This window comes from Corallococcus sp. CA041A (genome assembly GCF_003612075.1).
Lineage (GTDB): Bacteria > Myxococcota > Myxococcia > Myxococcales > Myxococcaceae > Corallococcus > Corallococcus exiguus.
On sequence record NZ_RAWF01000534.1, the window covers coordinates 1 to 1,466 of the forward strand.

General features: G+C 72.2%; 1 protein-coding gene. It reads right to left on the reverse strand.

The features are described from left to right. Window positions 1-189 precede the first annotated feature (189 nt). A partial coding sequence (locus tag D7V77_RS41965; protein ID WP_147452359.1) for an NAD(P)/FAD-dependent oxidoreductase occupies window positions 190-1,466 on the reverse strand: 1,277 nt, incomplete at its 5' end.

A 1,466-nucleotide genomic window follows, 5' to 3' on the forward strand; every position in this document is an offset into this window, starting at 1 on the left:
CGCGGCGTCGGGTCCTTGGCGACGCGGCGTCTGCTCCGCTGCTCCGCAGACGAGCAGGAGGCTCCCTCTTCTGACGTCATCTCCCTTCTACAGGACCCATCAGATTGCTTATTCCGCGCAACCCTCCTGTCGGACAAGTTTTTGCGCGGCGCCGCCGGGAGGGGCTCCTGGCCTGTAGGCCCATCCGACTCAAGTTCCCGCCGCACGGCGCTGGGACGTCGCGGTGCGTCGCACCAGGGCTTGCTCCACGGCCTCGGCGCTCGCCAGGGATGCGTCCGCGAGCATGCCCTCCGCGCCCACCCAGTCGCCCACGCGGAACAGTCCGCCCACGTGCGGCACCTCCACGGGGGGACGCCCGGTCAGCCCGCCGTTCACGGCCCGGGGCAGCCCGGCGCTGACAGTGAGCGAGGGCCGGTAGCGCCGCGCCACCACCTTCGCGCGCCATCCCGGCTGAAGCGCGTCCATCACGGATTCCAGCGCCGCCTCGCTCGCCTCCGCGTCCGCGCCGCCCAGGTACTTCGCCACGTGCACCATCGCGCCCCCTTCCGGCGCCAGCTTCGCGGACGCCGAATGCACCGACGCGTACCAGGGCCCATCCAGCCCCAGCGCGAACAACGCATCCGGCCTCGGCAGTGCCGACAGTCCCAGTTCCAGCGTCGCCGCCTGGATGGGCACAGCCTCTCGCGCCTCCCTCGCGAGCACCTCGTCTCCCGGTACGAGCGCCGCCACGTCCGCGGGGCTTCCCGCCATCACCACCGCGTCCGCGCGATGCACCGTGCCGTCCGCGAGCCGCACACCTTCGACCCGCTTGCCGCCTTCTTGCAGAACGACGGCCTCCACTCGCGCGGACAGCTCCAGCCGGACACCTGCCTCGCGCCCCAACCGCTCCACCGCGTCCACCAGGGTGCTCCAGCCTCCGTCCACGTACAGCACGTTCGCGGCGGTCGCGCACTGGAGCTGCTTCAGCCCCGCCTCCGCGCTGAGCGCTTCGAAGTCCGCGCAGTACGAGGACACGCGGAGCAGTGCCCCGACGAGCGCCCGGCTGTCCTTTCGCGTCAGGCGCGTCTCCAACCACTCCCGCATCGACATCGCCCCCAGTGGCTGCGTGTCGATACGGGCCAGCCCCGCCAGCAGCTTCGCCACCTCCAGCTTCGAGGCGAGCGACAGCACGTCCGTCGTCATCAGCGTCACGGCGCCCCGGGGCAGCGTGTGCAACCGGCCGCCGACCAGCGCATGGGAGCCCGTCTGATTCGGAATGCCTCCCGTGGGCTTCACACCCAGGCGCTCCAGCACCCGAAACGCCGCGCCCGCCCGGTACAGGGCATGCGGCCCCAGGTTGAAGCGGAAGCCCTCCACCTCTGTCGTCCGCGCCCGCCCTCCCAGGTGCTTGGAGCGCTCGTAGACCGTCACCTCGCAGCCGCCTCGCGCGAGCAGCGCCGCCGCCGTGAGCCCGCCCAGTCCCCCGC